The organism is Pedobacter ginsengiterrae (genome assembly GCF_039537385.1).
Taxonomy (GTDB): Bacteria; Bacteroidota; Bacteroidia; order Sphingobacteriales; family Sphingobacteriaceae; genus Pedobacter; species Pedobacter ginsengiterrae.
Genome location: NZ_BAABAK010000003.1, coordinates 1 through 14,444, shown reverse-complemented (window position 1 = coordinate 14,444; position 14,444 = coordinate 1). Strand labels below are relative to the sequence as shown.

General features: G+C 36.8%; 10 protein-coding genes and 1 pseudogene. 10 read left to right on the top strand and 1 reads right to left on the bottom strand.

Annotation, left to right across the window (positions count from 1 at the left end):
• The first annotated feature begins 19 nt into the window (after window positions 1–19).
• The 9 genes from ABD692_RS02225 to ABD692_RS02185 all read left to right on the top strand — a co-directional run bounded on the left by ABD692_RS02225 (window position 20) and on the right by ABD692_RS02185 (window position 13,818).
• Complete coding sequence (locus tag ABD692_RS02225) at window positions 20–1,222, top strand: DUF4374 domain-containing protein (protein WP_344764576.1); 1,203 nt, start codon at window positions 20–22, stop codon at window positions 1,220–1,222.
• A gap of 36 nt (window positions 1,223–1,258) precedes the next feature.
• Window positions 1,259–2,389 carry a PepSY-associated TM helix domain-containing protein gene (locus ABD692_RS02220; RefSeq protein ID WP_344764574.1) on the top strand — a complete coding sequence of 377 codons (1,131 nt, stop codon included), beginning with the start codon at window positions 1,259–1,261 and terminating at the stop codon, window positions 2,387–2,389.
• 10 nt (window positions 2,390–2,399) lie between these two features.
• Window positions 2,400–4,889, top strand: a complete 2,490-nt coding sequence (locus ABD692_RS02215; protein ID WP_344764572.1) for a TonB-dependent receptor domain-containing protein — start codon at window positions 2,400–2,402, stop codon at window positions 4,887–4,889.
• 81 nt (window positions 4,890–4,970) lie between these two features.
• Window positions 4,971–5,156, top strand: a complete 186-nt coding sequence (locus ABD692_RS02210) for a Sec-independent protein translocase subunit TatA/TatB (RefSeq protein WP_344764570.1) — start codon at window positions 4,971–4,973, stop codon at window positions 5,154–5,156.
• Window positions 5,157–5,439: 283 nt separating this feature from the next.
• Window positions 5,440–8,427, top strand: coding sequence for a SusC/RagA family TonB-linked outer membrane protein (locus tag ABD692_RS02205; protein WP_344764568.1), 2,988 nt, complete (start codon window positions 5,440–5,442; stop codon window positions 8,425–8,427).
• A gap of 12 nt (window positions 8,428–8,439) precedes the next feature.
• The gene (locus tag ABD692_RS02200; RefSeq protein ID WP_316758993.1) at window positions 8,440–10,029 is read left to right on the top strand and encodes a RagB/SusD family nutrient uptake outer membrane protein; all 1,590 of its coding nucleotides are present in this window, start codon (window positions 8,440–8,442) and stop codon (window positions 10,027–10,029) included.
• Window positions 10,030–10,045: 16 nt separating this feature from the next.
• The gene (locus tag ABD692_RS02195) at window positions 10,046–11,110 is read left to right on the top strand and encodes a phosphatidylinositol-specific phospholipase C1-like protein (protein WP_344764565.1); all 1,065 of its coding nucleotides are present in this window, start codon (window positions 10,046–10,048) and stop codon (window positions 11,108–11,110) included.
• Between the two features lie 19 nt (window positions 11,111–11,129).
• On the top strand, window positions 11,130–12,533 hold the full coding sequence (locus tag ABD692_RS02190; RefSeq protein WP_344764563.1) for an alkaline phosphatase: 1,404 nt from the start codon (window positions 11,130–11,132) through the stop codon (window positions 12,531–12,533).
• 61 nt (window positions 12,534–12,594) lie between these two features.
• The gene (locus ABD692_RS02185; RefSeq protein WP_344764561.1) at window positions 12,595–13,818 is read left to right on the top strand and encodes a CehA/McbA family metallohydrolase; all 1,224 of its coding nucleotides are present in this window, start codon (window positions 12,595–12,597) and stop codon (window positions 13,816–13,818) included.
• Window positions 13,819–13,873: 55 nt separating this feature from the next.
• Here ABD692_RS02185 and ABD692_RS02180 read toward each other — a convergent pair whose 3' ends face one another.
• Complete coding sequence (locus ABD692_RS02180; protein WP_344764559.1) at window positions 13,874–14,104, bottom strand: hypothetical protein; 231 nt, start codon at window positions 14,102–14,104, stop codon at window positions 13,874–13,876.
• 154 nt (window positions 14,105–14,258) lie between these two features.
• Between ABD692_RS02180 and ABD692_RS02175 the strand changes: the two are divergent.
• Window positions 14,259–14,372: pseudogene (locus tag ABD692_RS02175) on the top strand (transposase); the annotation flags it as partial.
• Window positions 14,373–14,444: the final 72 nt, after the last annotated feature.

Sequence of the window (14,444 nt, the reverse complement as noted above, 5' to 3'; positions counted from 1 at the left end):
ATTCTATACAATTAAAGTCATGTTAAAAACAAACTCAAAACGATTCGTTTTATCTGCTCTTGTTTTATTTGTTGCAGGTTTTTCTGCCTGTAAAAAAGGAGGTTCAGCAGAACCCGAAGTTCCATCTACAACAAATAATTTTAGTTTATTTGTTGATGCAGGAACGCCATCAGGCGCTTATATTCTTCGTACATCGTCATTAAGTGAAGGTTCTGTAACTACAACTGGAAATGGCGTTGAAACCAGTTTAACCGTAATTACTTCAAAAGATGGTTATTACTATGCAACTAACGATGCGGGCAACCTGGTTAAATTTTCATCTGATAATAAAAAGATTACAGTTGCAAAAGAGATTCCATTTACTCAAATCAGTTGGGCGTATTGGTCTAGTTTTTACATCTGGAAAGATGCTAAAACGCTAATCTTCTTTAGTGTAAATTCTGGTCTTCAGTACGAATATGCTACCCTTAATGTAGAAACAATGGCTTTTACCGCGAGTGGTAATATCAATATACCAAAACCACCAGCGGGTTATTATTACTGGGGAAATAGTGCAACTTTTATCGATAATAAATTATACATAAGCTACACCAGAAATGCAGATGCTGATGATATTTCTGTTAACGAATCTTATTTAGCTTCGATCGATTATCCAGCGATGAACAACATTGTTGTAACAACTGATACCCGTTTTAATTTTCCTAGCCATTATACTTTACACATGCCTGGTGCATTTACAGATAACGGAACGGCATATTTCTTAAACTCGCCAACCATTTGGGCAACAAAAATGACGAACAAGCCATTTGGCGTTTATCGTGTAAAAAGTGGTTCGACACAAACCGACGCTACTTATTTCTACGAACTTACCGACAGAACTAAGGAAGAGGCTTTAGGTCTTTATCATGTAGGTAACGGAAAAGCAATTGTTAAGATTATGGATAAAACCCAAATCGATGGTTCATCAGCATACGGTTCTAAATACATCACCGATTATTATTTAGTAGATGTAGCTAACCAAACCAAAACTAAAATCAATATCCCAAAAAGCATTAGCGGTGGTTATTCTGAAAATGTTTTGGTTGATAACGGCGTGGTTTACATTGCTGCAAAAACTGCCAATGGATTTTATGTTTATGTATATAATGTTGCAACAGGAACAGTTACTCGTGGCTTAAAATTAGAAGGTATTACAAGTCTTCGTCGTCTCGAAAAATTATAATAATCCTTGTTCGAAAAAAAAATTAAAATAAAATTTATGCTTAAAAAACGCTTAAAACAACTTAATGCATGGCTTCATTTGTGGCTCGGACTAATATCTGGAATTGTTGTGGTTATTTTAAGTATAACGGGCTGTATTTTAGTTTTTGAGCATGAAATTAAAAGTTTAAATGCTCCCTGGTTAAAGGCTGAAAAGCCTGCTGGGGGCATTTTACTTCCTCCATCAAAATTGCATAAAAGTGTATCGCAGGCATTGCCAGGTAAAGAAATTCATTCGATTTGGTATCATGGCGAAAATAAAACCGTACAGTTTTCTGTTGATTCAGATTCGCTTATTTACGTAAATCCCTACACTGCAGAAGTTGTCGCTATGGTTCATCACGAAGATTTTTTCGAATTCATAGATGAAGGACACCGCCGTTTATGGTTACCCGATGCAATTGGTAAACAGGTTGTTGGCTGGTCTACTTTTATTTTTTTTCTGCTCCTTATTACGGGGATAGTTCTTTGGTGGCCAAAGAAATGGAATAAAGCAGGTAGAAATCAGAGTTTTAAAATTAAATGGAAAGCTCGTTTTAAACGGGTTAATTATGATTTGCATAATGTACTTGGCTTTTATTCGCTTATTGTTGCACTAATTTTTGCAATAACAGGCTTGATTATGAGTTTTAGTTGGTTTAACAAAGGTGTTTACTGGTTAAGCGGAGGCAATGTAAATCAGAAATTTGAACAATCAGTTTCAGATACAACCGTGCACAAACAAGTTGCTTCAATACAGGCTATAGATAAAATCTGGAAAAAGGCGACCAGCGAATTGGCCGAATATAACAGAGACGAGGTCATAATTTCATTTCCCGAGCAGGCGTCTGATGCAATATATGTTTGCGTAGATATGATTAATGGGTCGTGGAGAGATATTTATTTAGATCAGCATACACTTCAGCCTTTGCCAGGCTCTCAAACTAAACTAAAGGATGCCGCCATTTCTACCTGGTTAAGGCGTTCTAATTACGGATTGCATGTTGGTGCATTTGCTGGATTAACCACGAAGATCATTTACTTTTTGGCAAGTTTAATTGCCGCCAGTTTACCAATAACAGGTTTTTACATCTGGTGGGGAAAGCAAAGGAAAGTAAAATCCAAATCAAAAACTTTTTCAATACAATAAATTTCAGGAGATGATGATTAATCTAAATATTTCATCGGCTAAAAAAGCCGATGCAGGAATTCTTTTGTCTATGTTTTTTACAATGATGCTTTTTCTGGGTACATCATTATCGGTAATGGCTCAAAATAATTCCTCAATAAAAGGCACAGCATTAATGGCCGATGGACAGGCTTTGCCTTTTGCTTCTGTTGCGCTACATCAGGAAGATGGAACTCGTATAAAAGCTGTATTGAGCGATTCTCTAGGTACTTTTTCTATTGCTTCGATACCCAAAGGGAAATTCCATGTAAAAGTAAGCAGTATGGGTTTTATAACACACCAAAGCGAAATTATTCAAATTACCGATGTTAACAGAATGATAGACTTAGGCCTAATTTTAATGAAAGAAGAATCCCTGAGTTTAGGCTCGGTGAATATTCGCTCGCAGAAAAAAATTATAGAACAACATTTAGATAAAACGATTATTAATGTAGAAAATAGCATTCTTTCTGAAGGAAATACAGCACTCGAATTATTAGAACGGGCACCTGGAGTAAAAGTTGACGATCAGGGAAAGATTACCCTAAAAGGAAGGCCAGGGGTTTCTGTAATGATTAATGGAAAACTCACGTATCTAAGTCCCTCCGAGTTAAGCATCCTGTTAAAAGGTACAAATGCGGCATCCATATCAAAAATTGAAATTATCTCCAACCCATCTTCCAAATTCGATGCCGCAGGGAATGCTGGAATTATCAATATTTTGATGAAAAAGAATCAAATGCAGGGATTGAATGGTTCGGTATCGGTTAATGGCGGGGCAGGACGAAATTCCAGATATGGTTCAGGATTAAACCTAAATTACCGCAATAAAAATGTAAATGTTTTTGGGAGTTATAATTATGCGTATCGTGGTGAAACAGAATACCTCGATTTTACGCGAAGGTTTTATACAAACGGAACCGCAGTTGGCAACCCTGACCGTATTTCTAATCAACATACCAAAACGAACGAACCTTTAAACACACATAATTTTAGAATGGGGCTTGATTTGGATTTAGATAGTACAAATAATTTAAGCTTTGTGGTGAACGGTAATATTGGCAAATACCTTCACGATAGTAAAACAACAAATCAACTGAATGGATTTAGTGGAAACTTGATTAGCGATATGTTAACCACAAATTACGACCAGCAGAATTGGAAAAATCTTACCTATACGGCAGGTTATCTTCACAAATTCGAGAAAAAGGAAAGAGAATTTTCTGCTGATGCTGATTACGCATCTAATAGTTTTACCTCAAACCTAAATTTAGATACTTACAATTATCCTGTAGGAACAAGTTTAGGACAAAGAAACGTAAGGAGAGGTTATGTGCCAGCCAAAACCAATGTTTACATTTTTAAAACAGATTATAAAGACCAGTTTGGAACACAATTAGGCTTCGAAAGTGGCTTAAAAAGTTCGTTTATTAATTCTGATAATAACTTGGTTTACGAAAATTTATCAGGAAACGATTGGATTTACGATGTTGCAGGAAGCAATCATTTTCGATATAAAGAACAAATCCATGCAGGTTATATCAGTTTAAACCAAAAATTCAATACGCTAACCATTCAGGCAGGTTTACGCGGAGAGTACACGCAAACAGTTGGAAATCAAATTACCTCAAATACAGTTTTCAATCGGAATTACTTTCAATTATTTCCTAATGTTAATATTACCAAACCCCTATCAGAAAATCACCAGCTACAACTTGCCTACAGTAAAAGAATAGAAAGACCTGATTACGGCGATTTAAATCCTTTTCGTGTATTTAGAGACCCATTGTTGTATTATGAAGGAAATCCAAATTTAAAACCTGAGCTGACGCAAAGTTTAATGGCCAATTATGTTTTTAAAGAAAAATACACCGTATCGCTAAACTATAGCAGAACTAAAGATGTGATTACCTGGATTACAGGGCAGAATGATGCTACAAATACAACTTTCGAAAGTCCACAGAACCTAAACCGATTGGTAAATTATGGCTTAAGTTTAACTGGGCAAACCACTTATTTCTCATGGTGGAATGCGAGTAACTTTGCCAACGTTTTTAAAAATATTTATAACGGCGATTCTGGAGACGGAACTTTTGATAACAGCAGATGGAGTTACAGCTTTAATACACAAAACTCGTTTAAGGTAGGAAGTGGTTATTCTTTTGAACTCAACGCTTATTTTAACTCAAAATCTGCTTATGGCATATCAACTGAAAATTATTACTGGGCGGTATCTACAGCCATGCAGAAAAATGTACTTGGCGATAAAGGAAGTTTAAAGGTATTGTTTAACGATATTTTTCAGAGCAGTCAATATAAAACCGTAACCAGATATCAGAACATAGATATGAACAGCCATGTAAATGTAGATAGCAGAAGGTTAATTCTTTCCTTCTCGTACCGATTCGGAAATCAAAAATTACAAAAAGAACGGAAAACTGGTGGCGATGATATTTTAAAACGCGTTAAAGGCGGGCAATAGCCAGTTAATTCTAAAATAAAAAACCAATTGTAGTTTAACTGCGTATATGAGTTAAATATCCTTTACTAAAACTATTTAATTATGTTAAACTATACAATTGCCGCACTATTGGGCGGACCAGAAATGATTATTGTAGCTATTGTTGTACTTCTATTATTCGGTGGTAAAAAAATCCCTGAATTGATGAAAGGTTTAGGCAAAGGCATTAAAGAATTTAAGGATGGCCAAAATCCTGAAGAAGCTAAAGTACCAACTAAGGAAGTATAACTTCTTAGAAGTAGAAATTTCAAAATTTTACTATTATATAAAAGCGAGTTGCATCAAAAAGCAACTCGCTTTTTTTTATACCATATTAAATTAATCTCTTTTACAGCGCCTTAAGCTCCCAATTGCTTAATATTCTCTTTAAACAGCCACCTGCCTTTTAACAATTTCATAATTCTAACTGACTAAATTCCTAACGAGGCTCAGGCATCTTTGTGGCAATTCACCACAAGATAAAATTAGGTTGTTTTTGTGGATGAATCCAAACAATTATAACTAATCATTCATGAAACAAAATTACAAACGGACTTACTTGTCTTTGATGAGCAAATGGCATTGTCTCGTTGCAATCCTGCTTTTCTTTTCCCTCAATGCTCATGCTCAAGGTAGTAAAACGATTACTGGTAAGGTAATCGACGAAACCAATCAAGCTTTGCCTGGTGTAACTGTGCGGGTAAAAGGCAGTGCAGTCGGAACTTCAACCAATACCGAAGGTACTTACACCATTCAGGCAAAAGCTTCAGACGTACTTACTTTTTCCATGCTTGGAAGTTTAACAAAAGAAATTTCTATAGATAACCAAAGTAAAATTAATGTAACGTTGATGCCTGATAATCAGACTTTAAAAGATGTTGTGGTTATTGGTTATGGAACTGCAAACAAGAAGGACTTAACTGGAGCAGTAACTTCCGTAAAAGCTGAAGAATTTAATCAAGGTGTTATGGTAAACCCAGCACAATTGCTTCAAGGTAAAGTTGCTGGTTTAAATGTGACTAAAAGTGGAGATCCAAATGCAAAACCTTCTACTATTTTGCGTGGTCCTTCTACCTTACGTGAAGGTGCAGCGCAAGAACCATTTTATGTTATAGATGGTGTTCCTGGTGCATCTATTGATTTACTTGCTCCTGCTGATATCGAAAATATTGACATTTTGAAAGATGCATCTTCTACAGCTATTTATGGTTCAAGAGCAGCAAATGGAGTAATCATTGTTACTACAAAACGTTCTAAAAACGGCCAGTCTCGCTTAAACTATAGCGGTTATGCAGCAGTAGAAAAAGTTTCGAGAAAATACGATATGCTTTCGGCGCCTGAGCTAAGACAATATCTTTCAGATAATAAGCAAACCTTAAATGCGGTAGATGATGATGGTTCGGATACGAACTGGCAATCCCTTTTAGAGCGGACTGGTTATTCTCAAAATCACAACCTTTCTTATGGTGGTGCGGGTCAAACTTCAGATTATGGTGCAAGTGTAAATTACCTGGATAATAAAGGAATTCTTAAAAATACATCACTAAAAAGAACAATTGTTCGTGCTTTTCTTAACGAGAAATTCTTTAGCGATAGGTTAAAATTAGGTTTAACGATTACCAACAGTAACTCAAAAAGTTCTGATGTGTACCAGTCGCAGGCACTTCCAAATATGCTTTTCTATTTGCCAACGGTAAATCCTTTTAATACTGATGGTAGCTATAAGGAAAATTACAACCGTACTGGCAGTGGTACCAGAAACCCGTTGTCTATTGTTGATAATAACGTAATTGATAACCTGAACAACAAAACCTTAATTAATGGTATGGCTCAGGTAAATATCATTGATGGATTAAAATTTACAGCAAGCGTTTCCACTCAAAGAGACCAAAATAATTACAGCACCTATTTAAACAGTCAATCGGGATTAGCCCGGGGTGTTAACGGACAAGCACAAAAGATTGATGTTTTAAATAAAAGTCAGGTTTTAGAAGGCTATTTTAACTATGATAAAACTTTTGGAAAGCATAGCCTAAAATTACTTGGAGGTTATTCATGGCAAGAAGATCGAACGAATGATGGATTTGGGGTAACTACTCAAAATTTTTCAAACGATAATTTGGGGTATAACAATCTATTTCTTTCTAACCCAAGTTTGCTTTCGCAAATCGCTTTCAATAATGCACCCATATCTACTTTAAGATTGATTTCTTACTACGGTAGGGTTCAGTATAACTACAATGAAAAATATTTGTTCCAGGCATCGTTAAGAAATGATGGTTCTTCGGCATTCGGAAGAAATAACCGTTGGGGTTTATTTCCAGCAGTTTCTGCAGGCTGGAGAATTATTGGTGAAGATTTTATGCAATCAGTTCCTGTTTTCAGCGATTTAAAACTTCGTGCAGGATACGGAGTATCGGGTAACAGCTTAGGTTTCGATGCTTTCTCTTCTTTACTAATTTACGGAACACTTTCGGGTAGTAATAAATTTTTAAATAACGGTTCAATCAGTAATGCAATTGGACCTGTTAGAAATGAAAATCCTAATTTAAAATGGGAGAGTACAGCAACCACTAACATTGGTTTAGATTTTGGTTTGTTTAAAGATAGAATTACGGGTTCGATTGATTATTACGTAAAACAAACTTCTGATTTGATTTACGACCGTTATGAAGTTTCGACCACACAATTTTTCTTACCAACGATTACCGCGAACGTTGGTAAAATCAAAAACACAGGGGTTGAGTTTTCGTTAAATGCTACCGTTTTTAAAACAGATAGCTTTAGATGGACAACCTCGCCGAATGTTGCACACAACAAAAACGTTGTCGAAACTTTATCTGATGATTTTTACAAAATTTCGGCAATTCAAACTGCTCAGCTTGGTGGTAAAGGCCAGTCAGGTAATTTTAGTCAGCTTATCCAACCAGGTTATGCATTAGGTACCTTTAACCTTTGGCACTATGCCGGTAAAAATGCTGCAGGTGTGAGTACTTATTTAAATGCTGCGGGCCAAACCATTGCTACGCAACCTTTAACAACCGATGCTAAAATTGCAGGTAATGCTCAACCAAAATTAATTTACGGTTGGGGCAACAGTTTCAGCTATAAAAACTGGGATTTTAACTTTCTGGTAAGAGGCGTTTTAGGAAATAAAATTCTTAATGCCACAAAAGCTTCTCTAAACAATCCAGCAGATGCTAAGCTCCAAAACATCCCAAGATTTACATTGGGTGAGTCGTTTAATGATATTAATGCTTACCTGATATCAGATCGTTTTCTCGAAAGTGGTTCTTACTTACGTTTAGATAATGCTACACTTGGTTACACCATTAAGCCAAAAACGCCATCGATCAAAGCCATCAGATTTTATGTTACCGCAAATAACTTGTTTGTAATTACTAAATACAGCGGCTTAGATCCAGAAATTAACATCGGTGGTTTAACACCAGGGATTGATAACAACAATTATTATCCAAAAACAAGAACCTTCAGTTTTGGTGTTAGCGCATCATTTTAAAAAAATATAAAGATGAAAAAGTTTATAATCCTTTTTAATATCCTGGCTTGCCTGATGGTTCTTGAATCATGCAGTAAGTTAGATGTCGACGTAGAATCGCAGTACGTTAAAGATAATTTTCCTTTTACCAATTCAGATTATGCGGCACTATTTGGTACCATGTATTCTAATCTTTCTTCTCAGTACGGTGTTCCGTATTGGAGAATGCAAGAACTTTCTACCGATGCGGCAATTATTCCAGCACGTGATGGAAATTTTGATGATGGCGGTCAGTATCGTCAGCTTCACTACCACACCTGGACTATCGACCACCCAAATGTTAGAGATATCTGGCAATGGGGATTTGGTGGTATTAATAACTGTAACCGTCTAATCAACCTTACAAATGAATCATCAGTTTCTGCAACTGCAAAAAATAGCAGTTTAGCCGAAGTAAAGGCTATGCGGGCTTTATACTATTACTTTATGATGGATTTATACGGTAATGTGCCTATTATCGATACTTTTCCAGTGAGTTCACTTCCAGGTAACCAAACTCGCGATAAAGTATTTGAATTTATTGAAAAAGAGTTATTGGCAGCTATTCCAAACCTGCCTGTAAAAGATAATAACAACCGTGTATTACTTTACGGCCGCCCAACACAGGCAATGGCTTATGCTTTATTAGAGAAAATGTACCTGAATGCAGAAGTTTATACAGGAAAACCTAGATATGCTGATGCGGTAACCATGGCAGATAATATCTTGAAAAACACCAACTATGCATTAGATAATAAGTATTCGGATATTTTCGATGTAAATAATGGCCCTCAAATTAACGAAACCATTTTTGCCATTCCTTACGATCAGCAAATTCCAGGTAACCAGATTACAAGGTTTGGTTTTTATCCTGCATTAGCGCCAGCTTATGGTATTAACGTAGGTTTCAGTATCGCGATGAGTACAACGCCAGAGTATTACAACCGCTTTAATCTGAACAACGATATCCGCAATAGCTTTTGGTTAATTGGTAAACAATATGCACCAGATGCCAATCGTAAACCTGATTTAACGAAGCCCGTACTTGTTGCAGGAACAACAACTCAAATAGAAATTACACCTGATTTAACATTAAAACCAGGCAAGCCAATGGATTTAGGTAACACGGTTGCCGATCAGGCCAAAGGTGTTCGTTCGGTAAAATATTGGCCAGATGTAAATGCCATTCAAGCAACTCGTTTAAATGGGAATGATATGCCTTTGTTACGTTTAGCTGATGTAATGCTAATGAAAGCAGAAGCCATATTAAGAGGTGCAACAGCCACCACAGTTAATGGCGAATTGCAAACCCCTTTATTATTGTTGAATAAAATAAGAAGTCGTGCAGGTGCTGAACTGGCAAACACCGCAACCTTAACCAATTTATTAGATGAAAGAGCTCGTGAGTTTAGTTGGGAAGCCTGGAGAAGAAACGATTTAATCCGTTTCGGACAGTTTGAAACAGAATACCCCTTACCAAACGATGTACTTTTTATGAACAAGGATTTAACCAGAAGAATTTATCCTATTCCTGCAAACGAGCTAAAGCTTAATGCAAACTTGAAACAAAATCCAGGTTATTAATAATCAAAAACTGCAAATGAGAATCATCAGTTGTATAGGGCTATTGTTGGTGTTACCAGCAATAGCCTTAATTACGGTTAAAGAAGACCCAAACATTAATCAAATTCAGGTTATTGGTTCGCACAATAGTTATAAACAAGCTATCGAGCCAGCGCTATTTTCTGTATTCAAGAAAACAGATTCAGTTTCTGCAAGCAAGATCGATTACGAACATATTTCCTTGCCAAAACAATTAGATCTGGGATTGAGAAACCTTGAAATCGATGTGTATGCGGATTCAGCAGGAGGAAAGTATGCACAACCGAAAGGTTTGGGTTGGGCTAAAGGACAATCAGCTTTTGATGCTGCTGGAATAATGGAAAAACCAGGGTTTAAGGTTTTGCATATTCCAGAACTTGATTTTAGGAGTTCGGTTCCGACTTTTGTAGAGGCTTTAAAGGCGCTTCGAAAATGGTCAAAAGCCCACCGCGATCATACTCCAGTTTTTATAACCCTTGAAGCTAAAGACGATTCAATAAAAAGACCAGGCTTTACACAACCTGAGCTTTTTACAGCAAAAGTTTTTGATGAGCTGGATAAGGTGATTACCGAAAATCTAGGTAAAGAACATCTGATAGCTCCAGATGATGTAAAAGGTAAGTACAGGACGCTCGAAGAAGCTGTTCTTCATCAAAACTGGCCGAAATTAAGTAAGGCGAAAGGCAAATTTATTTTCGTGCTCGATGCTACAGGTAAAAAAAGAGCAACCTATATTCAAAATCATCCTTCATTAAAAAGCAGGGTAATGTTTGCCAATGCAGATCCTGGCACACCAGAAGCTGCGTTTATGATTCGCAATAATCCGAATGATAAAGAGATTCCAGAACTGGTAAAGAAAGGATACATCATTAGAACGAGAGCTGATAATGATACGCAGCAGGCACGAAAAAATGATAAAAGTGATTTCAATGCCGCTTGTAGCTCTGGTGCGCAGGTTATTACTACAGATTATTATCAAAAAAGTACGCATTTCAGTTCCGATTACTTTGTAAGCTTTGCTGATGGAGCGTATTTCAGGGCTAATCCTTTATTTAAAAAATAAGGGTAGAAAAATAGAATATATGAATAGAAGATCATTATTAAAAGGTGGCTTGTTAGCGGGTTTGGCCGCTCCTTTTACAGGTATAAAAGATGTAATTGCAAAACCTATTGGCGGCTCTAAAAAGGCGAAAAATATCATTATGCTGGTAAGCGATGGTATGAGTACTGGAACACTGAACATGGCCGATATTTATTCGAACAGAATTTTAGGCGTTGGCAGCAAGTGGTTAAACTTATATCGTGATAACAAAGGCGTAAGAGCATTGATGGATACGGCTTCGGCGAACTCTATGGTAACGGATTCGGCAGCGGCAAGCTCGTCCTGGGGTGGCGGAATGCGCATTAACAATGGCTCCTTAAACGTAGGGCCAAAAGGTGAAAAGCCACAACCAATCCTACAAAAGTTTAAAGAAAAAGGTAAAAAAGTAGGTTGTGTTACCACCGTGCCAATCACACACGCAACGCCAGCTGGTTTTTGTGTAAACATTGATAATCGTGGTGGGCAGGATATTATTGCCGAAATTTATTTAGGGCTAAAGTTCGACGTAATGATGGGCGGCGGACATAAATATTTTGGAGATAAACGTCCAGGTGGAAACTTAATTCCAAAATATTTAACTCAAGGTTATAAAGTTGCTGAAAATAGAAACGAAATGCTGGCTTTAGATAATTCAAAGCCTGTATTGGGTTTGTTTGCTGAAGATGGGATGCCTTATGAAGTGGATCGTAAGCATGATGAAAGTCTGTTGAAATCGACGCCTTCATTGGCAGAAATGACAGTGAAAGCCATCGACTTGATGAAAGACCACAAAAATGGTTTCGTACTGCAAGTAGAAGGTGGTAAGGTAGATTGGGCGGCACATTCGAATGATGTAAGCGGTTTAATCTTCGATCAGCTGGCTTTCGATGAAGCGGTTGGGAAAGCCCTTGAATTTGCTGAAAGAGACGGAGAAACGTTAGTGATTATTACCACCGATCATGGTAACTCGAACCCAGGTTTGTTTAATGCGAATGATAACAACAGAAAATTCGATGGTTTGAAGAATTTCAAACGTAGCAATACCTGGTTGCTAGCGCAGCTTAACCAATCTTTTAGCGAGCAAAAAATAATAGACCTTATTAAGGAGAATCAGGGTTTTAACATGAAATCCGAAGACGTAAAGTTCTTGATGAATCATTTTAAAGATATTACGCCAGATCAACTTTATAACGAGTCGAATCTTCCATTTTATGAATACGGAAAGATTTTAGGGAAATATACCGATGTGCAATGGGCTGGAATGAACCACTCAGGCGATTATGTAGAACTTACCATGTTCGGTCCTGGTTCTGAAAGCCTTAAGCCTTTCGTTAAAAATTATGAACTGCATAACTTCATGCTAAAAGCTGCAGAAATGCCCGAATCATTTCTGGTAAAATCATAAATCAAATTTTAAAATAACAAACAAATAATCAGGCGCTTGCATCAGCAGGCGCTTTTTAGTAATGGAGGAATTTAAAATGCTTTTTAAAAATAAAACAACAATTCTAAGCAAGTGTAAACTGTTTATTTCCAGTTTTAAACCTGTAATTTTTGTGGCTTTGGTTTTAGTTACGAGTGCAATTAGAAGTCAGGAAACTCTAAATAAATCAGTTTCACCAGCATCAGTTGGAGTGTGGTTAAAGGGAGATTTGCACGTCCATTCTAGGCATAGTACCGAATCTTCAAATAATTCCATTTCCAAGATCATTAACTTTTCTAAATCGGTTAAAATGGATTATGTGTGCATTACCGACCACGATAATCATGTACATGGCGATGTGGAACACCATACCTGGTCAGATCCTGAGTTTAAATCAGATTCATTGCTTCTACTATACGGCGCCGAATGGACAACAACCAGAGGGCACGGGAATGTTTTTTCGGATAAACCTTATAATCACCAAAAACTATTCGATGTTCGCGATCAACGCGATGTAAATATTGGTAAAGTTAAAAAATTACTAAGCATTCATTTGTCGGCAAACCATCCCAGCGGAAAAGATAATTTTGGTTTTTCTTACGACTTAGTCCAATCGATCGAAGTATGGAATTCGGCCTTTTGGCCTAAAAATGCAAATGCGATAATGATTTGGGACGATATGCTTTCTTCGGGCAGAATGATGACCGGAAGGGGTGGTAGTGATGCCCACCACGGAGTGCCTAATGGCTCCGAAAAGCCAACTTCAAATACTTATCAGGCAGAATATAATTATGTTGGAACACCTACTACCTGGGTTTTTGCAAAGGAAAGAAGTTTGAAGGCCGTTGTTGATGCGCTAACACAGGCAAAGGTTTCGGTAAGTTCCAATCCTTTTGCACCAAGAGTTGAATTTTATGCCGATGCCAATGGCGACGGGAAATTCGAAATGATGATGGGCGATAACATCAAGTCGAATGGCAAGCCAGTAAAATTTAGAGTTCAGTTAAATGGAAATCTGCTGCCAGATGCCGATTATACAATAACTGTGATTAAAAACGGTGGAAAATTTGATACTTACAATCTTAGAGGTTCAACACCTATGATCGAATTTGAAGATACACCGAATCCGCAAGGGCGAACTTATTATAGGGTTACAGTTGAAGGGACTAATACGCCGTATCCGCAAGTACCTAAATCAATGGCCTTAAGCGAGAAAATGGTTGCCTTGTCAAACCCGATTTATTTTAACTTCAACCCTGATTTTTAAATTTCAGGTTTAATTCAAATCGGGCACATAATTATTTGCCCGATTTGGATTAGCATTAAATATTATTTACCTCGATACCTTTGTAGCTCAGCATTTCTGCGTTATGAGAGACAATAAGTTTCAACTCTAACCTTTCAATAATTGATTTCGCTTCCAATATATTGCTGTGCAGGTTGTTTATTCCCCTCACTTCAATTCCTTTAGCCATTACCTTAAATTTATTGGGTTCAAATTTGTTAATAAAGGTTTGCAGATCTGAACTTACATTCAATAAAGTGTTTTCCATGTTGATTTTTTATTATGCGCAAAACAATGGAAATCGTTTTAAGTAATTGCGTACTTGATGTTATGATATTAACAATTGTTGAAACGCAATTTTAATTTATCCTACATCGAACTTGTAGATACAGGTGTTGTTTCTTTAGCGTAAGCACGGATCAACCAATGCCTCGGCAGAATCCTTTAATGCAAAGATAAAGGCTTTTAGAGCGCAGTTTCGAGGGGTTAGAAACGTAAAGTTCTTCCTATTTAGACTAACAAAAATTTATGCATAGAATTGGGATCAAGCAAAAAAGTTGGGGAGTTGAGAAGTTTATTTAATTTTGTTCAACATTATTATTTTGGAC

What these genes read in the sequence shown, in the direction of transcription:
- ABD692_RS02200 (WP_316758993.1), top strand. Translation starts at nt 8,440, where the DNA reads ATGAAAAAGTTTATAATCCTTTTTAATATCCTGGCTTGCCTGATGGTT.
- ABD692_RS02205 (WP_344764568.1), top strand. Translation starts at nt 5,440, where the DNA reads ATGAAACAAAATTACAAACGGACTTACTTGTCTTTGATGAGCAAATGG.
- ABD692_RS02190 (WP_344764563.1), top strand. Translation starts at nt 11,130, where the DNA reads ATGAATAGAAGATCATTATTAAAAGGTGGCTTGTTAGCGGGTTTGGCC.
- ABD692_RS02185 (WP_344764561.1), top strand. Translation starts at nt 12,595, where the DNA reads ATGGAGGAATTTAAAATGCTTTTTAAAAATAAAACAACAATTCTAAGC.
- ABD692_RS02215 (WP_344764572.1), top strand. Translation starts at nt 2,400, where the DNA reads ATGATGATTAATCTAAATATTTCATCGGCTAAAAAAGCCGATGCAGGA.
- ABD692_RS02225 (WP_344764576.1), top strand. Translation starts at nt 20, where the DNA reads ATGTTAAAAACAAACTCAAAACGATTCGTTTTATCTGCTCTTGTTTTA.
- ABD692_RS02210 (WP_344764570.1), top strand. Translation starts at nt 4,971, where the DNA reads ATGTTAAACTATACAATTGCCGCACTATTGGGCGGACCAGAAATGATT.
- ABD692_RS02220 (WP_344764574.1), top strand. Translation starts at nt 1,259, where the DNA reads ATGCTTAAAAAACGCTTAAAACAACTTAATGCATGGCTTCATTTGTGG.
- ABD692_RS02195 (WP_344764565.1), top strand. Translation starts at nt 10,046, where the DNA reads ATGAGAATCATCAGTTGTATAGGGCTATTGTTGGTGTTACCAGCAATA.
- ABD692_RS02180 (WP_344764559.1), bottom strand. Translation starts at nt 14,104, where the DNA reads ATGGAAAACACTTTATTGAATGTAAGTTCAGATCTGCAAACCTTTATT.